We start from the raw sequence: 17,830 nt of genomic DNA on the forward strand, positions 1-17,830 counted from the left end.
TCTAATAACTCTGAAAAAACCGATAAAGAAAGTGACAAACTGCTTAATATGGTTTATCTTATAATTGTTTTAAAAAATTGATAGATGCTCATTTTAACAGTTTGCTATAATTAAGGCTTTAGCATTTTTTTAATATGTAATATTGACTAAATGAAAAAGTTTCTTAATTAAAAGATAGCTTATAACATAAATTGATATATTGATTGCATAATCTAGGAGATCAGAAATATACATTTCTTTTTAACAGGAGTAATACATACATTATTATCCTCTATAAAATGGGAGCTCTTCAAAAAACTTTATTGAAGTTAGTTGAAGGGAAACCGACAATCTCCATAATTCAATGATGATATAAAATCATTGAATTATGGAAGTTGTCGGTTTTTTTTATGGGAAAAAACGATGCACTAAAAAGAGTGAATGAAAATTGAAATTTAAAAAATCATCTTACTTAAAAGGAATTTTTATAGGTTATTTTCGTTTGGAAGGGAGTATTGTACATGTTAATTTCGCTGAGTTCATCAACACTGTTAACATTATTTTTTATGGCGCTTAGCGCTTCTTGGCTAAGTGGATTATTGTTTTTACATGCAAGGATACCTTTACGTTTTGTTCATATCCATATTGGTATCGCTGCATTGCCTTCATTGGTTTCTTTACTCGCACTTGTTAATAACAATGGAGATAGAGTTGTGGGACCTTGGCATCTAGATACTTTAGCTTGGTTCATGGCTTTCTTTGTTCTTACAATTGGTTTAATCATTCAGCGTTTTTCTATACGTTACTTACTGGGAGATCGCTCATATCGAAAATACTTTGCACTTTTTACATTTACTACAGGTGTATCTTCAGTCGCATGGTTAAGTAATGATCTTCGTTTCATGATTATTTGTTGGGGAGCAACTCTTATAGGATTGGTTCTACTCATAGGGCTAAATAAAGGTTGGAAAGTAGTTAGTGAAGCAACAAAAATTTCTAGTTATTTATTTACAATAAGCTGGATCGCCTTGCTATCAGCTATCATTTGGCTTTTTCAAGGCACTGGACAGTGGCAATTAACATCAGTTTTAACGAATGAAAATGTAGCTCAATTTGGAACGTTGGAGAAAACAGGAATTAACTTATTGATTATAGTAGTGGTGATGATTCCAGCAGCACAATGGCCTTTTCAAAGATGGTTAATTGAGTCTGCTGTTGCTCCAACTCCTGTTTCTGCTATTATGCATGCGGGTTTAGTAAATGCTGGCGGTATCATGTTAACTAGATTTTCACCTCTTTTTCATGATGATATTGCACAAATAATTTTACTAATTTTCTCTAGTATTTCTGTCTTAATAGGTACAGGAATTAGTTTAGTCCAAGTTGATTATAAACGTCAGCTAGTAGGTTCAACTATTGCACAAATGGGATTTATGCTTATTCAATGTGCATTAGGCGCCTATTTAGCGGCTGTTATTCATTTAATTTTACATGGTTTGTTTAAAGCTACACTGTTTTTACAAGCTGGTTCTTCAGTAGAACGTTTTGGGGTAGTGAAGCAGTCTAATGAAAAGATGTCCAATTTATGGATTATGGTCGGACGTGTTTTAGGATTATTTATAGCAATTACTTTCTGGTTTATGACTTCTGGAGAGGGGTATCAACTAGTTAGTGCGTTAATCTTAGGCTGGTCACTATACTTTTCATGGAAACAGCTTGTTGTTTTTGGAGAGGGAAGAATGGGACGAATTGCTGGCGTAATTGTTTTGATTGGATTTTCTCTCATTTACTTTACCGTTCATAATTCTCTTTACAAATGGTTGCATACTGACATGTATCAAAGTGTTCAACCTTCAGCTTCAGCTGTTATTTTTGTTATATGTCTCTTATTGTTTGGTAGTGCTATTAGTACTCTCGTTACTCGTAATCAATCCTCTACAATATTTGCTGTAATGTATCTTTGGTTCGTTCGAGTAGGTGAGGCGAGACAAAAGTCAGTAGAAAGTCATCCAAGCTATCTTAAACATTATGTATCAAAGGGAGGTAATCGGTGATGAGTATACCGTCAATCGTAACGAAAGAAACTTTAAAAAAGAAAGATACAAACATTGAAATACAAGAAAAGAATATGAATGATTTAGTTGAATCTGCTAGCCGAGTGATTGCACCACTTTGGCCGATTGCTACATTTGCAGCTCATCACCCTTGGATGGGACTTGAAAAGCAATCATTTGAACAAGTCGCAAATTGGTTAAAAGAAGCTCGTAATGTGGATATTTATCCTAGTGCCTCCATGATTCATTCGGCAAAAGCGAAAGGTGAGATTGAGGAATCATTTTTACAAATGAGTTTGTCTCGTTGGCTGGATTCACAATCTTTTAATATTCCGCGAGAGAAAGCAGAGCGATTTTGCCAAGCAGCTTTAAAGTTAGAAAAATTACCTTCTAGTTTATTATCATCGACAGAATTAAATAAATTGGCAGAAGAAATGATATATATAAATACAACAAGTATGAAAGCCTCTGTTATGCAGCCAATAAGTTCGCTTATAGAAAATCGAAATAGTGAAAACCTATCTGATATTCTTAATTATCATATCATTAAATGGTGTAAATTATATCTTGATGACTCCGGATCAAGTTGGACGATGCCAAATCGAGAGAAAGGTTTTTATCGTGCATGGCAACACCTTATTAAATTTGATCCAGCGCTCAGTAAAAATGAGCGTAAAGTTTTAAAAGATTGGCCACAAGATGCCCAAGTAGCTTTAGCGAGAGCATTATCTGAACTAGGAATTTCTGGATCTAACATACAAGCTTACCTTGAAGGGCACTTACTTTCTTTGCCTGGGTGGGCAGGAATGATACGATGGCGCTCACAACAATCAATTCAGGAACAGGAACTCCTAATAGAATATTTAGCAGTTCGAATTTCTATGGAGCTGGCTATTACAAAGCCTTATTTACCTTTAAAAAATCAAAAGGTTGAGAAAAAAGTTGCAATCGTCCCGCTTATAGCTTCTTGGATCTATTGGGGGAATATTTCAACACGGGAATGGTTACAAATGCCTGCTGCTGAACAAAGTGAATTATTAGTATTCGCTTATCGTTTTGATGAAAATATTCGTAGGAAACTTTGGTTGGAAGCTTGGGAACAGACGCATGCAGAGCAATTAAGGAAGAAGATTGCTTCTAAACAACGTGCAACTAATGATAAAAAGCGTGTATTAGCTCAATTAGCATTCTGTATTGATGTACGTTCAGAACCGTTTCGTCGCCATCTTGAAAAATTAGGTCCGTTTGAAACATTTGGAATAGCTGGTTTCTTTGGATTACCAATTGCAACTAGTGAACTAGGTAGTAATAACAACCATCCTTCTTTGCCAGTTATACTCAAACCGAAACATCAAATAAAAGAGCTCACAAATGAAAATGAACTTAAATCTTATGAGCAACGTAAGAGGGTAGGCAGTTCGGTACGTTATACATTTAAAACGATGAAACAGAACGTACTGACGAGTATGGCGCTACCTGAGTTAAGTGGTCCTTTATTTGGTCTACAAATGGTGACAAGAAGCTTTGTCCCAAGAGGAGTTGGTGCTTTCATTCGTAACCTTCGTAAAACTATGTTACAAAAACCTGATACAACATTCTCACTTAATCATGTTCATGACACAAAGGGCGAGATACCTATCGGTTTTACGAAAGAAGAAAAAGTGAACTATGTGCGTCAAGCTTTAAAAATGGTGGGACTGACAGAAAAATTTGCTCCTTTAGTTGTAATGTGCGGACATAGTAGTCAAAGTACGAACAATCCTTATGCTGCAGCGCTTGAGTGTGGTGCTTGTGGCGGAGCAGCAGGGGGATTCAATGCAAGAGTTTTTGCTACTTTATGTAATCTTCCAGAAGTAAGAGAGGCATTGGCTGCTGAAGGTATTAAAATTCCTGAGGACACCATTTTTGCAGCAGCTGAACATAAAACAACAGTGGACGAATTGGAATGGATTTACGTCCCGGAACTTTCGGAAGCTGCGCAAGAAGCATTTGATTGTATCGAGTCGATTATGCCAAATGTGAGCCAACATGCAAATAGAGAGCGTTTAACGCAATTACCAAATTTTAAAACGAAAATAAAAAATCCGAGTAAAGAGGCACATCGATTTGCAGAAGATTGGAGTGAAATACGTCCAGAATGGGGATTAGCTCGTAATGCATCTTTTATTATCGGGCAACGAGAATTAACTCAAGATTGTGACTTAGAAGGTAGGGCGTTCCTCCATAATTATGATTGGAAACACGATGAAAGTGGCGATATATTAGCTAACATTATTGCAGGACCAGGAACAGTAGCTCAGTGGATAAATTTACAATATTACGCTTCAACTGTAGCACCTCATTATTATGGTAGTGGAAATAAAACAACCCAAACTGTAACGGCAGGTCTCGGTGTTATGCAAGGGAATGCAAGTGACCTGTTGCCAGGCTTACCTTGGCAATCGGTTATGCAGTCAGATAGTGAGACGTATCATTCACCACTTCGTTTACTAATTGTCATTCAAGCACCTATTGAATATATAGAACGTTTGTTAAATAATGATTTCACATTTCGAGAAAAAGTTCAAAATGGATGGGTTAGACTTGCAAGTGTTGATCCAGAGGGACGCTGGAAAAACTGGTAACAATTATTATTGTTACTAGCTTAAAAGTTTCATAAATACAATAATGAAGAAGGAGTGCTCCATATGAATTCAAAGAATAAAAAAGTTTTATTGTTAACAGACATTGAACACGGAATAGAGCCTAGTATCCAACAAGTAACTAACATTCACCAAGAAAACATGTTGACTATACACAGCTATGATTCTGTAATTGTACATCCTTATGGAGATATAATGAGATCTATTATTATTGCTATTTATCAAGAAAATGTTAAAGAAATTTTTGTTGTCGGAATAGAGGATAAAGAAACGTCTTCAGTTAATCTACAAACTCAACGTGATTTCATAAAAGATAATATAGAATTAGACTATCTCTTTAAAAATTGCATGCCTGAATTTTCAAGTGGTAGCCTCGATGAATGGCTAAGTGGAAAAGAAAATGTTAGTGAAAATATTGAGAAGAGTATAGATATGATTTGTCATCATCCACTAGTACCGTCTGATGTTAAAGTTCATGGTTTCAAGATTGATAGAATAGGGGAAAAAGAAACGGTTGTTAAAATTCCTACTAATAAAATAGTTGAAAAAGTTAACTAATTTATTAAAGACAAATAAATTCTTATGTATAAATTGCTGTTGTATAATAAATTTTATTATGTTTTAAGAATCAGAAGAGGTAGCCATGCAAAACAAAATTATCGTTATGTTTCAAAAAGATTTTCGTTTATATGATAACCCAGCTCTATTTGAGGCTGTTCAGTCCGGGGAGGTTCTTCCGGTATATGTACAAGATGAAACTTTTTCAATAGGAAGTGCGGCAAAGTGGTGGTTACACCATGCTGTAATAGATGTAAAGAAGCAACTTGAGGCATTGGGCTCTACTTTAATAATTCGTAAAGGACGTACGGAGGAAGAAATACTTTCTCTCATAGAACAATTAGATATAACGGCTGTATATTGGAATATTTGCTATGATCCGGACAGATTACAATCTAATCAAAAAATGAAAATGATGTTAGAAGATAAAGGTATTATTTGTAAGGAATTTAATTCGCATTTATTATTAGAACCGTGGATTATAAAAAAGAAGGACAACACTGAATATAAGGTGTTTACGCCTTTTTACAATACATTTCAAAAGCAGGTAATACCTAAACCTATTAGCAAAGTGCAGAGTATAAAATGGGGAAGCTCTTTACCAGCAAGCTTATCTGTTTCAGAATTACACTTGCTGCCAACTATACCGTGGACATCTCATATTGAATCAATATGGGAGCCTACAGAGGAAGGGGCATACAAAACATTCAAGAAATTTTTCTCTAGCAAATTAGCCTCTTATAGTGAAGGAAGAGATTTTCCAAATCAAAATGCTCATTCGATGTTGGCGCCATATCTTTCATTTGGCCAAATATCAGTGAAGTTAATGTATCGTTACTTAATAAATAAAAGTACCGAAAGACAATGTAGTCTTTTTGAAAAACAAGTGAATAGTTTTATACGCCAATTAATTTGGCGAGAGTTTTCTTATTATTTGCTATATCACTATCCGTTTACAGTATATAAACCTCTTAATAAAAACTTTGAACATTTTCCGTGGAATAAGGAAGAGGAGTTATTAAGAGTATGGCAAAAAGGTGAAACTGGTTATCCGTTTATTGACGCGGGAATGCGGGAGCTTTGGCAAACAGGTTTTATGCATAATCGGACAAGAATGGCTGTAGCCTCTTTTCTTGTAAAGCATTTGTTAATTCCGTGGCAAGAAGGAGCAAAATGGTTTATGGATACACTACTAGATGCTGATATTGCAAATAATACAATGGGATGGCAATGGGTTGCTGGAAGTGGAGCAGATGCATCACCGTACTTTCGTATTTTTAATCCTATCACACAAGGAGAAAAGTTTGATAAAAATGGAGAGTATATAAGAAAATGGGTACCAGAATTAAGAGATATACCGAATAAGTATATACATAAACCTTGGGAAGCACCTGAGCATATTTTACAAAAGGCCAATATAAAGCTTGGTAATACATATCCTTTGCCAGTCGTTGATCATAAGGCAGCAAGAGAGAGAGCACTGTGTGCATATAAAAGTATGAAAGAGTTCGTATAAAATAGATTAAACGATATGTATTTGAAATTTAAATATTAGAAATTTATCCATTACAAGGGCATACTAATCATATAAAGTTTCTATAATCTTCTAGTAAAAAGGAGAATGTTTATGAAAAAATCTAGTATTATAGTATTTTTACTAACATATAGTTTGTTTTATGTTTCTAGTGTTTTATTCCCTATTGATCGTACTTGGTATGATGCGTTAGAAAAGCCGTCTTGGACACCTCCTGGTATAACAATCGGAATGATATGGGCTGTATTATTTGGACTTATTGCATTATCAGTTGCAATTATTTACAACAACTATGGATTTAAGCCAAAAACATTTTGGTTTGTATTCCTTTTAAATTATATGTGCAATCAAGCGTTCAGCTACTTTCAATTCAGTCAAAAAAATTTGTTTTTAGCAACAGTAGACTGTTTACTAGTCGCTATTACTACGTTACTTCTCATTATGTTTTCTTCCAATTTATCTAAAGTATCAACATGGTTGCTAATTCCGTATTTTTTATGGTCTGCATTTGCTACATATTTATCTTGGACAATTTATAGTATAAATTAAAGACGTAAATGAAAACTTGAGCACAATAAAAATGCTCGAGTTTTTATGTTTATTAATGATAATCTAAAGTATAGAATATATACATCTTAGGGAGGTCATACATATGAAGAAATGGATGAAAATTGTTCTGTACTCTTTACTTGGTATTTTACTTATAGGGAGTATTACTTTTTTTACTTGGTCCCAGTTTACTTACAAACCAACGAAAGAGGCTTTGTCGTTAGTGAATGATAAAAAAGATGAAGATAATATAGTTTTTGGACAGAAAGATGCTAAAATAGGGGTTATTTTTTATCAAGGTGCTAAAGTAGAAGCTGAAGCTTATAGTTACTTAGGAGAAGCTCTTGCAAAAGATGGGCATTTTGTAGTAATGCCTAAGTTACCATTAAACTTAGCGATACTTGGAATCAATGCGGTAGATAGTGTAATTGAACAGTACCCTGAAGTTCAAAAATGGTACGTTGCTGGACATTCAATGGGCGGAGCTATGATTTCTAAGTATGCCTTTCAGAATGAAGACAAGGTAGATGGGATCATTTTCTTAGGCTCTTATCCTGCAGATGATTTCTCTACAAAATCGATTCCAATGTTATCTATTTATGGAGAAGTAGATGCTTTAGCAACTGTAGAAAAAATAGAGAACAATAAAAAGTTAATGTCAAAGAATACAACTATGCACATGATAAAAGGCGGAAACCATGCTCATTTTGGCATGTATGGTGAGCAAAAAGGTGATAATGCAAGCTTAATTACGTCAAAAGCACAACGGGATGAAACAGTTAAAGTAATTGAAGAATGGTTGTTAAAACAATGATAACGAACTTAATAAATCGATCGAAAGAATTCTCCAAACGGTAGATGGGAGTGATAATAAAGAGCCAACTCGTACGAATTGGCTCTTTTATTTCTTTGCTATCTCCAATTGTCCCCTTATTTTCTCTGGAATGTCCTTTTCAGAAATAATATCGTAGGAATAGACATACTTACCTTTCACATGAATTTTTAAGTAAATTTTTCTTGTAAAATCATTAGGCGTGTTCGTTCCAACTTTATATTCTTTTTCATTGCTTAATTCATCAACACCTTTTAGTGAGTACATAGCTCTTCCTTTATGATGATAATCTGGAACACCATATCCTTTCGCAACGGCATATACATTCTTTTCTTCAGCAATCGGATTAAATCTGTCTAAATCTCCGCGTAATATGAAAGGTAGTAAGTATATAGGGAGGCCTATTCCTAGTATGCAAATTACAAATTTTTTCATGATCGTTTCTCCTCTTGTTCATTTACATGATTCAGTATAGAAAAAAATTCTTATAAATATAGAGGGAAATTCCTTAAGGTTTTCTTAATAAAGTTTAACCGTGTGAAAAAAGACTAACTTGAGCAGTAAGCTTACGGAATGAATAGCCAAATAACCTGTTTTCTTTATTTTTTGAGGATAGGTTATTAGGTTTTATATTGGTATGAGTGAATTAAGAAATAAGTGAGATTTAGGAAATAGAATAAATTTATTTTACAGTAATAAGAGAATTAACTAAATAAATGAGAGTGAGAACAATTAAAGAAAGCATCTAGTCGGGTGCTTTTTTCTTTTGAAACAGAGAATCTCATGGGTCATTTACATGTAAATTAGTGCTGTGCTTCTAAGTCCTTGGAAAATCCAACAATAAAAAAAGAGGGGGAGGGCATTTTTTATTGAAGTTTGTTAATGATAGATTTTTAATTAGTTAGGGGGGATCGTAAAATAGATTATTAATCTCTTTGATAATTTTTATTTTCCTTATAGTTGGCATACTGTATTAGAAATTTTAAATTTTGAAAGGAGAATCAATAAGTATGGGTAAGAAAAGAAGAACAAGTAATAAGTTATTACTTGTTAGTGCGATTTTTTCAATAACAATTCCCTCAGTCTCATATGCGGAGGAAGTAATTTTACCTGAAAATTTTACGAGTTCTTCAAGTTTGTATGAGGGACGGAATACGGAAGTATTGAAAACAAGCTTATATCCTGATACATATAATTATCCGTTTAACCATCAATTTATTTCGAAATTAAAGGAAGCAAACACAACTATAAAAAAAGTAGACAATAGTGATGATGAAAATCCTATTCTATCTACTACCCTTTCATTTATTCGCCATATGAATAGTGAAGATTATAAATCTGCATTTGATTTAACCTCAAGGTCATTACAGAAAATAATATCCGAAGAATGGCTGAAGAGCTATTGGGAGGGACTCCCAGTACAATTACAAGCAGGTTCTTTTATAGAAATTGGAGAGGTTACACAAAAAGAGACAAATCCTGTTCATACAAATGTGGAGATTCAATTAGTTTTTGAAAAAATGACTGTACCTTTACTAATTAAACTAGATCCATCTGGAAAAATAGACGATTTTCAACTAAGCATGTCGTTTAGTCCTGTTGCAGAGCGTCCATCATATAGTAAGCCTGAATCATTTGTTGATAAAGAAGTAGTAGTTGGAAGTGGTGCATTTCCATTACCAGGAACATTGTCGGTTCCAAAAGGAAAGGGTCCTTTTCCAGCGGTTATTCTTGTTCAAGGATCAGGAGCAACCGATCAGGATGAAACAGCGTTTGCTTTAAAACCATTTCGCGATTTAGCTGAAGGTCTTGCATCGAAGGGAATTGCTGTTCTTCGCTATAATAAAAGAACTTATGAACATGGGTTGAAAACACAATTTAGTCCCTTTTATACAGTTGATAAAGAGACAACAGATGATGCTCTTTTTGTAACTCAATTTCTTAAAAATGAGCCTCTAATAAATAAGAATCAAATATATATTCTTGGTCATAGTCAAGGTGGAATGATGCTTCCGAAAATGATTGAAAAAGACCAAAATAATAATATTGCTGGGGCAATTGTAATGGGTGGGCCAGCTCGTACGATCCAAGACGTTGTTTTAGATCAATTTGAGTACCTTTTTTCTATTGGAGCAATGAATCTAGATGAATATAAATTCTACAAAGCACAATTTGAATTATTAAATGATCCAAATTTCTCTAGTCAGAATCCCCCAAAAGATTTTTACTTAGGATCAGCAATATTTTGGGATTCTATCCGAAAAATTAAAGCAGCCGAAATGTCAAAAGAACAAAAGACACCGCTTCTTATTATTCAAGGGGAAAGAGACTATCAAGTTCAATCAAAAATCGAAATTCCTCTTTGGAAAGAACAATTAAAAGAACGAGATAACGTCGATTATCGACTATATCCGAAGTTAAATCATTTCTTTACAGAAGGTGATGGAGAAATAAGTAAACCGGATGAATATTATAGTCCTGCTAATATCCCTGAGTATGTTATAAATGACATTGCTGCTTGGGTGCAAGGAAGATCGCAATTAAATTAGCAACTATATGTTTTAATAAAGACTTTCTTTCTGTAATCAAACTAGAAACATTATTAGGTTATATGTTTTTTAGCACTCTTTTAAAAAGAGTGCTTTTTTATTTTCCTAGGATTTAATTAACGAAAAAAATATCTTGTACTCCTTTTGTAACTTTTTCTAAATAGAAATTTTCTATAAAACAATGGGCTTGCCTTCCAAACAAATCGTTATTTGTAGCACTTTTATCAAAGCAAACTTCTCGTGACATCGCTGTGATATTCAAAAACATTTATAACTTATTTTATGAAATTTTTTGAAAATTTAGGTTTAACATCTTTAAAATAGGTGTATTACATATTACATAACAACTAAATAAAAAAATAAAAAATCTAAAGGAGGAAAAATACAATGCACAAGAATGAAAGAAAACCGGTGGTTCATGAATATGAAAATGAACAGGAAGTAGTTATGAAAGTAAAAGAGCTAGAATTGCAAGGGATTCACCAAGATGACATGTATGTCTTAACACATGAAAAACATCTAACAAAAAAGATTGCGGATGATACAAACACAAATACGATTGGAGTAAAAGAACAAGGATTGGGAACAAGTATTATCAACTTTTTCTCCAAAAAAGGGGACGAACTTCGAAATCAAATGGAAGAAATGGGATTGTCGAAGGAGGAAGCTAACTTATATGAAGAAAAACTAGATCAAGGGAGGATTTTACTCCTAGTAACAGCTGAAACACCAATGGCGAGTGATAGGAAGTCGCAAACCTATCATTCTCTCTAATAGATTGCAATAGGTAAGGTAATTATTTTAAGTTGTAGCATTGAAGAAAATAAAAGTAGAGAAGGGTGAGAAAAATGAAACATACAATATTTAAATATGCTGTGATTGGGATTACGACCGGAGTCATCGTCTCCCTATTAAAAAAAGAAAATCGGAAAGCTATACAAACAAAAGGAAAAAGCGTAAAAGAAAAACTACAAGAAGGAAACATAAAGGAAACATTGGAGAAGGTAACTGAGACAAGTAAACAATTCTCTGCAACTGCAGCTAATGTTGCAAAACAAACATTACCACAATTGCTTACAGCCACACCAGTTGTCATTTCTACCATTAAAGACTTAACAGAAAACGAAAGTAACAAAAAGAAAAAAGATGAAAAGGATTACGAAATAAATGAAAATAGTAGGAACCTAGACGGAGAAAAAACGAAAAATGAAAAGAAATATGTGAAAGAAGGGAAAGAAGAGAGTGCCTAGATTTAATTCTTAAAAGAGAAAGTGAGGAAAAAAGTATGAAATCTCTGTATGCAATTGATGTAGGAATTGGCTTTACCAAGCGGGCATATCGACAGGATGTAGATTCTGAGATGACGATTAAGAGTGAAGCTTCCACACTAGCCCCTGTACCTAATCATACTGACAGTGAAGATTTAACAAAGGTGAGTTTTATAGACTTAGACTTTGCATACTACATGGGAAATGAAGCACATCAATCTGACGCTTCATTGCTTCCTCCATTTAATGAAGAAATAGAAAATTATTATGAAAGCGAACGTTTTAAACAACAAATATTTGGTTGCATTGCAAAGGATTATAAAGAAAATGTCGTGTTACCTTTAGTTGTTACCGGGCTTCCAGTCACTTGTTTTGGTAGTCAGCACGAGCAATTACAACATGCACTAAAAAAAGAAACTTCCGTGCAAATTGATGGGAAATTTATTAATATTACGGTGGAAAATGCTTTGATTCTTCAGCAACCAGTCGCTTTACATGCCTATTTCTTAAAAGAGGGAATTATTCAGGAACAAGATCGCATCTTAATTATTGATGGTGGATTTCGTACATTAGAAATGGCAGATATGAAACAGAATCTCATTTTAAATCATTATGAGACGGAACTAGGATGTAGCAAGCCTTTGAAAAATATTAAGAATATCCTGCAGAATCATGCGGGTGAAAGTAATCAATTGCATATTAACGACATGCCAAAAATATTAGAAAAAGGATATGGAGATCGAGACGAAAATTATGAGACAAGTCAGGTTCATACTTTGATTCAAAAAGAGTTGGATGCACACTTCCAAGACGTCATACGTGTATTACAAGAACAATTTACGTTAGAACAGTATGATACTATCATTTGGACAGGAGGAATAGTAGATCTCCACAAAAAACGAATTGAAAAAATGCAAAGTGAAATTGCTTCTTTCCGTATGGTAGACGCTTCGAAAGAGGCTGCACTTCATGGATACTACATTATTGGGAGTCAAGTATTTGACGACATCACCAATCAATCTGCATATGAATCCAAATTATAATAACGACTGAAATGGAGTTCATTGAATAGACGTGCCAAATTATGTAGCTTCTTTTCCACATATAATAAATTCTTTATAAGAAAAGATAAAAAGTGCTTGTATAGAGGAAATGTTTAAAATTGAAAATAAAAATAACTAATATATAGGGGGTCTTCCTTTTAAAAGAATAAGACCTCCTATGTCATTTATTTTGTAATTTAGATGATCTAAAAACTTTTCCTTCAAGACATGAATACCTACATACAAATTTCGTATTACGGATATGATTCGATCAAACATAAAACTATTTAGAAAGGAAGAATAATATGGAATGCATAAAAATGACGAAATGGAGTTGGTATCATGTGAAAACTAGTAAGCTTGAAAAACTTTCTTCTATAATCCCCCGTGATGTAACATCTTATTTCTCTCAATTTGTAAAGAAAATAAATTCTCCCTGTGAAAATGGATTATATGTTTATACGTTATCACCAAGCCAAACTTGTGTATATGGTTCGTTTTTATATGATCAAGATAAAAAGGACGCCAAAATTCAAAAATTTCTTCATTATTTTGTAGCTCATGGAATACTGATAACGGTCCAAGAAAAAGAGGAAGAGGATTTTCAAGAATTAATACATAATTTCCCTATGGGTACAAAAAATTGTAATAGTTCTGCTGAAGGATTATGTGCTATCTTATCAATGTTTATATCTCATTATTTGCGAAAGGTTGACTACTTTGAAAACAATTTCAGAAATGTATTATGGGATTTTTATCATCATAATAACATAGCAGTTTTAGAAAGGATTTATCATATTCGTCATGAATTATTTATGAACACACATGTGTTTCGCTTAATACAGGAAGTGTTACAAGGCTTGGAGGAAGCTTGGTTAGAAAACTTAACAAACACCCTTTGTTATAAACAAACACACGTAAAATTAGAGCGTGGATTACAACTTGTTAAAGAGTACCAAGAAGAATTAGACACGATGATTCATTTACAAGAAGTTGTTTCTTCTCATCGTGGGAATGAAATTATGAAAGCTCTTACTGTATTAACTGCTGTGAGTACGCCTTTGACAGCTTTAGGAGCATTATGGGGAATGAATTTTAAATACATGCCTGAACTAGAATGGAAATATAGCTATTTAATCGCTCTCTTATTTATTATTTTCACAACGGTAGGTATGTATATGTATATGCGATTCAAAGGGTGGACAGGTGATTTATTACGAGTAAAGAAAAAGAAATCTTTTTTTAAATCTAATTAGTCCTGTTTATAAAAAATATGATAGATATATAGTTAATAATATTTATTAATTGGGGTAGTGCCACATGCCCATCAACCTAAGGAAAGCAAATACCCCAAAACGAGAAAATTGACATTTCCAGATGAAAATGTACAATTTTTTTGTTTTGGGGATGCTTCAAAATATTAGTTTGATAGCAATGTGTCTCTATCCATATAGGTTCGTGAATTACGGTACTATGACCATATCGTACAGCTAGTTGAGTGTTCAAATGTTTTTGGTCAAAGCTTTTCTCCTAATATCATATGAACTCACTTCATCACTCCATAATTTTTAGGTAGTGAACGATTTTAGATTACCTAAAATCACTATGATATCCTAAATAATATTTAAAAAGCTAAGTCCATACATCGCAGCAACTGTAAAAATGACTGTCCATACTGCTAGACTGACCGTCATCCAACTTATGACGTGTGTCCGGTTAGATCCAAATGTTAAAGCTAATACGGCTGCAATATCAGTTCCTACGAGAATTGGAGCTAGAAGAGCCAAACCTGGAATACCATATCGATCCCATATTTTTCTTGATCGGGTTTCTTTTTTAGAAGGTGTTGTTATACCTTTTTTTTGTTTTCTTGCTGCTTGCCATTTTGCATACTGTTTAAAGAAAAAACCGAGTAATAGAACCAAGATAAGATTTCCTGCAAATGCTGTTACTCCTACTGCAAATGGTTGTAATCCCCATGCGATACCAAGTGGTACAACAATTGATACATCCATCCATGGGGCAAATGCTAAAAGAAATAACACTACATATTGCCATAATGCCCCCGCATTTTGAGCCCACTCCACCATATTGTTTCATCCCCTTTGTTAAATACGATTTAAAATAAAAATAGTGGTTAACCAATAGACAATATATTGACCTGCACCTAGTAAACCAATGCACAATAATGGAACAAAATTATGTTGAGAAAAGAGAAAGCAAATCCCTGCCGTTACTGGAAGCGCAATACTATAGTAAATATACACATTTCGGCAAGCCTTATAGGTTACCCACTGCTGCCCTTCATCTATTTCACGAAATTCGGATGGTATAAAACCAAATAGCCTAATCTTATCATGAGGATTCTTTCGGTTATAAATCCTTGTGAGAATGAGCCATAAAAAAGTAACCGTCACTAAAATCCCGAAACATAACTTAGCTAAAATGACTTGTGTATTCATAAGAGAAAATAGTAAAAATGCAATAATCAACACAAATATACTGGCCCCTATAAGTGGAGATCTTAAAACCTGTTTTATCATAATCGTTCCTCTCCCTTTAAATAAAAAACCTCTTCTACGGTAACTTGAAATACAGCAGCTAATTTTAACGCCATAGTGACAGATGGAGAATAATCACCTTTTTCTATTAATCCAATTGTCTGCCTTGTGACCCCAATTGCATCGGCCAAGTCTTGCTGAGTCCATCTAAATCGTGCTCGTAATTCTCTAACTCTGTTTTCTAGTATCATAATTCCCCTTTCCTCATTTACAATTACTGTAATTGCAAATGATTACTAACAAAATGTAAACAATCATTTGCATTATGTAATGAATAATTGCTAAACACGACATAAATTACCCTTATGTTAAAAAGGGAGTCCACCCCATCGCTATCAAGATACCAAAACAAAATACCCCATAAAATGAAAAAATACGCTATTCTTTCTGTAGAATCATAGGAAAGGATGGCGTTTTTGTATGTCTATTTCTGTATCTGATGAATTACAACTATTAGCTCAAGAAATTCAAAAATTCTTATCTCCAAATATCTTACGAGATCTTGCTAGAGATGTTGGTTTTGTACAAAGAACTAGTAAATACCAAGCAAAAGATTTAGTCGCTTTATGTGTATGGATGAGTCAAAATGTCGCTACAACTTCTTTAACCCAGTTATCTAGCTGTTTAGAAGCATCGACAGAAGTGCTCATCAGTCCTGAGGGACTGAATCAACGATTTAATAAAGCGGCTGTCCAATTTTTACAACACATATTATCTAAACTACTAAACCAAAAATTGGCCTCATCTATACCTATTCCTTCTCCATATACTTCTGTTTTCAAGCGTATTCGTATTTTAGATTCAACTGCATTTCAACTTCCAGATCCCTTTTCATTTGTTTATCCAGGTGCAGGAGGATGCAGCCATACAGCGGGGGTGAAGATTCAGCTAGAGTATGATCTATTAAGTGGCCAGTTCCTGCATATCCATACAGGTCCAGGTAAACAACATGATCGAACCTACGGTTCCCTGCGTGTTCCAACTGTGACAGCGAATGATTTATGTATCCGAGATTTAGGGTATTTTCATTTGAAAGATCTTAAACATATACAAGACCAAAAGGCTTACTATATCTCTCGTATCAAGTCGAATACACGTATTTATCAAAAAAATCCCAATCCTGATTATTTTCAAGATGGAAGAATTAAGAAAGGTACAGAGTATATTCAAATAGATATGGAGGGTTTAATGAGCTCTCTTCAACCAGGACAAACATGTGAAATAGCTGACGCTTATGTAGGAATGACTGATAAAGTGCCGACTCGTGTGATTGTTCATCGACTAACAAAAGAACAACAACAAAAACGATTACACGATCAAACTGTAAGAGAAAAAAAGAAAGGAATGAAGTATTCTGCTCGTAGTAAACGACTTAGCGGTATCAATGTATATATGACAAATACCTCTATAGATATTGTCCCGATGGGACAAGTACATGATTGGTATTCTTTACGTTGGCAAATCGAGCTTTTATTTAAAACGTGGAAATCATTCTTTCATATTCATCATTGTAAAAAGATAAAACGAGAACGATTAGAATGCCATTTGTATGGGCAACTGATTGCCATTTTACTTTGTTCTTCTACCATGTTTCAAATGCGACAATTGCTTCTTATGAAAAAGAAACGAGAACTGAGTGAATATAAGGCCATATATATGATTAAAGATTACTTTCTTCTTATTTTCCAAGCTATACAGAAAGACACCCAAGAGCTATCAAAGATTTTAATTCGCCTGTTCAACCTCCTACAGCAAAACGGGAGAAAATCTCATCGATATGAGAAGAAAACAGTCTTTGATATATTAGGTGTCATTTACAATTGTACCATGTTTGATAATCAAGCGGCTTAAATCAAAAAATTGAAACCCATTAGGGTTTATTTCGTATGCAAATCTTTAAATTCCCTACACGTAGCTTTTAAAAAAAAGAAACAACCTCTATTATAATTAACGTTTTATGGTCTTAGCTTGATAGCGATGGGGTAGTGCCATATCCCTATCAAGTTAAAGTTTTGATGTCCCCGCAATGATAAAAATTGTGAATATTTATATGAAAGATTAGAGCTCTCCTTCTTGTAGGAGGGCTCTAATCTTTGTTTAAAAACTATAGCATATACATGGGCAGACTCAATATGTGAACTTTGTCCGGATTCAATTTAGAATATAAAAAAGGAGAACTTGCGTTAGAATACAAGCTCTCTTTAAAAGAAATAACGTAATTGAGATACTTATATATTAACAATTTTTTCTTCTAATTCCAT

Annotated in this window: 17 protein-coding genes; 12 read left to right on the plus strand and 5 right to left on the minus strand. The window is 33.8% G+C overall.

The window, feature by feature from the left end; translation table 11 throughout:
• The first annotated feature begins 500 nt into the window (after positions 1–500).
• From DN403_RS21080 to DN403_RS21105, 6 genes are all read left to right on the plus strand, one after another.
• Positions 501–2,033: an NADH dehydrogenase subunit 5 gene (locus DN403_RS21080; protein ID WP_149185721.1), complete on the plus strand. Its 1,533-nt coding sequence runs from the start codon at positions 501–503 to the stop codon at positions 2,031–2,033.
• On the plus strand, positions 2,033–4,657 hold the full coding sequence (locus tag DN403_RS21085) for a DUF2309 domain-containing protein (protein ID WP_149185722.1): 2,625 nt from the start codon (positions 2,033–2,035) through the stop codon (positions 4,655–4,657). Before DN403_RS21080 ends, DN403_RS21085 begins: the two co-directional genes overlap by 1 nt.
• 63 nt (positions 4,658–4,720) lie before the next feature.
• The gene (locus tag DN403_RS21090) at positions 4,721–5,233 is read left to right on the plus strand and encodes a carbonic anhydrase (protein WP_086390639.1); all 513 of its coding nucleotides are present in this window, start codon (positions 4,721–4,723) and stop codon (positions 5,231–5,233) included.
• 85 nt (positions 5,234–5,318) lie between these two features.
• The gene (locus tag DN403_RS21095) at positions 5,319–6,749 is read left to right on the plus strand and encodes a cryptochrome/photolyase family protein (protein ID WP_079245726.1); all 1,431 of its coding nucleotides are present in this window, start codon (positions 5,319–5,321) and stop codon (positions 6,747–6,749) included.
• Positions 6,750–6,860: 111 nt separating this feature from the next.
• The gene (locus DN403_RS21100) at positions 6,861–7,316 is read left to right on the plus strand and encodes a TspO/MBR family protein (RefSeq protein ID WP_016077500.1); all 456 of its coding nucleotides are present in this window, start codon (positions 6,861–6,863) and stop codon (positions 7,314–7,316) included.
• Positions 7,317–7,419: 103 nt separating this feature from the next.
• Positions 7,420–8,130 (plus strand): alpha/beta hydrolase, encoded by a 711-nt coding sequence (locus DN403_RS21105; protein ID WP_016077501.1) that lies wholly within the window; start codon positions 7,420–7,422, stop codon positions 8,128–8,130.
• Between the two features lie 87 nt (positions 8,131–8,217).
• Here the strand turns inward: DN403_RS21105 and DN403_RS21110 are convergent, their stop codons facing one another.
• Complete coding sequence (locus DN403_RS21110; RefSeq protein WP_000714889.1) at positions 8,218–8,583, minus strand: YxeA family protein; 366 nt, start codon at positions 8,581–8,583, stop codon at positions 8,218–8,220.
• A gap of 575 nt (positions 8,584–9,158) precedes the next feature.
• Between DN403_RS21110 and DN403_RS21115 the strand changes: the two genes are divergently transcribed.
• Positions 9,159–10,697 (plus strand): alpha/beta hydrolase, encoded by a 1,539-nt coding sequence (locus tag DN403_RS21115; RefSeq protein WP_016077502.1) that lies wholly within the window; start codon positions 9,159–9,161, stop codon positions 10,695–10,697.
• Positions 10,698–10,809: 112 nt separating this feature from the next.
• On the opposite strand, the gene DN403_RS31820 is transcribed toward DN403_RS21115, so the two are convergent.
• Positions 10,810–10,965 carry an acyl dehydratase gene (locus tag DN403_RS31820; RefSeq protein WP_074789697.1) on the minus strand — a complete coding sequence of 52 codons (156 nt, stop codon included), beginning with the start codon at positions 10,963–10,965 and terminating at the stop codon, positions 10,810–10,812.
• A gap of 119 nt (positions 10,966–11,084) precedes the next feature.
• Between DN403_RS31820 and DN403_RS21125 the strand changes: the two genes are divergently transcribed.
• The 4 genes from DN403_RS21125 to DN403_RS21140 all read left to right on the plus strand — a co-directional run bounded on the left by DN403_RS21125 (position 11,085) and on the right by DN403_RS21140 (position 14,264).
• A complete protein-coding gene (locus DN403_RS21125; protein WP_000549431.1) occupies positions 11,085–11,471 on the plus strand; it encodes a YflT domain-containing protein in 387 nt (128 codons plus the stop codon).
• 74 nt (positions 11,472–11,545) lie between these two features.
• A complete protein-coding gene (locus DN403_RS21130; RefSeq protein ID WP_000683213.1) occupies positions 11,546–11,947 on the plus strand; it encodes a hypothetical protein in 402 nt (133 codons plus the stop codon).
• 35 nt (positions 11,948–11,982) lie between these two features.
• Positions 11,983–13,008 carry a ParM/StbA family protein gene (locus tag DN403_RS21135; protein ID WP_016077503.1) on the plus strand — a complete coding sequence of 342 codons (1,026 nt, stop codon included), beginning with the start codon at positions 11,983–11,985 and terminating at the stop codon, positions 13,006–13,008.
• 305 nt (positions 13,009–13,313) lie between these two features.
• Complete coding sequence (locus DN403_RS21140) at positions 13,314–14,264, plus strand: magnesium transporter CorA family protein (RefSeq protein ID WP_016077504.1); 951 nt, start codon at positions 13,314–13,316, stop codon at positions 14,262–14,264.
• Between the two features lie 357 nt (positions 14,265–14,621).
• Here DN403_RS21140 and DN403_RS21145 read toward each other — a convergent pair whose 3' ends face one another.
• From DN403_RS21145 to DN403_RS21155, 3 genes are read right to left on the minus strand one after another with little or no spacing between them, the layout of a single operon-like run.
• Positions 14,622–15,098, minus strand: a complete 477-nt coding sequence (locus DN403_RS21145) for a small multi-drug export protein (RefSeq protein WP_000230643.1) — start codon at positions 15,096–15,098, stop codon at positions 14,622–14,624.
• 18 nt (positions 15,099–15,116) lie between these two features.
• On the minus strand, positions 15,117–15,551 hold the full coding sequence (locus DN403_RS21150) for a hypothetical protein (protein ID WP_000595642.1): 435 nt from the start codon (positions 15,549–15,551) through the stop codon (positions 15,117–15,119).
• Positions 15,548–15,760, minus strand: coding sequence for a helix-turn-helix transcriptional regulator (locus DN403_RS21155; RefSeq protein WP_000599740.1), 213 nt, complete (start codon positions 15,758–15,760; stop codon positions 15,548–15,550). The genes DN403_RS21150 and DN403_RS21155 overlap by 4 nt, the downstream gene beginning before the upstream one ends.
• Before the next feature lie 229 nt (positions 15,761–15,989).
• On the opposite strand from DN403_RS21155, the gene DN403_RS21160 reads away from it, so the two are divergent.
• Positions 15,990–17,420 (plus strand): IS4 family transposase, encoded by a 1,431-nt coding sequence (locus DN403_RS21160; RefSeq protein ID WP_016098534.1) that lies wholly within the window; start codon positions 15,990–15,992, stop codon positions 17,418–17,420.
• Positions 17,421–17,830 lie beyond the last annotated feature (410 nt).

The sequence above is a fragment of the Bacillus sp. AY2-1 genome, assembly GCF_008368965.1.
Classification (GTDB): domain Bacteria; phylum Bacillota; class Bacilli; order Bacillales; family Bacillaceae_G; genus Bacillus_A; species Bacillus_A thuringiensis_S.